Genomic DNA, 636 nt, shown 5'->3' with positions numbered 1-636 from the left:
ATGGCAACCTGAAAGAAATATTTGGTTCGGTGGTAGAGATGCTTGCAGCAGAAGGTTACTTAAGCATAAAAGAGGTTTACATAGACGGAACAAAAATGGAGGCCAATGCGAACCGTTACACCTTTGTCTGGGGCAATGCCATTGAAACACAAAAAGAAAAGATCCGGCAACAGCTGGAAGAAATCTGGTCGCATGTACAGTCCGTTTATGAACAGGAAAAAGACCTTCCCCCAACACCTGATTTTAAAGAGATATCATCAGAAAAAGTAGAAAAGGCCATCGCCCAGATCAATGAAGCTTTAAAAGACAAACAGGCCAGTGCAGAAGTAAAAAAAAACTAAAGTATGCATCCAAAAACTGGCCTGTTAACCTTTCGAAGTACCAGGGGCAGGAAGAAATCCTTCAGGGGCGGGGCAGCTATTCCAAGACCGATACCGATGCCACTTTCATGCGCATGAAAGAAGACCACATGAAAAACGGACAGTTAAAGCCCGCGTACAACTGGCAGTTTTCAACCAATAACCAGTTTGTGGTCAATTATACCGTGGAACAAACCACTACCGATACGACCACACTTGCGGATCATTTAACGGAACATGAACGGCTTTACGGGGACTACCCGGAAGTTGCCACCGC

At 44.8% G+C, this 636-nt stretch carries 2 pseudogenes; both read left to right on the top strand.

Annotated features, from left to right (window positions below):
- Window positions 1–341 (top strand): annotated as a pseudogene (locus ACUNWD_RS20790) (IS1182-like element ISMsp1 family transposase); the annotation flags it as partial.
- A 113-nt stretch (window positions 342–454) separates the two neighbouring features.
- Window positions 455–636 (top strand): annotated as a pseudogene (locus ACUNWD_RS20785) (IS1182-like element ISMsp1 family transposase); the annotation flags it as partial.

Source organism: Sunxiuqinia sp. A32 (assembly GCF_052690465.1).
Note: the sequence above shows the minus strand (reverse complement) of the source record. Positions and strands in the feature narration are given on the sequence as shown.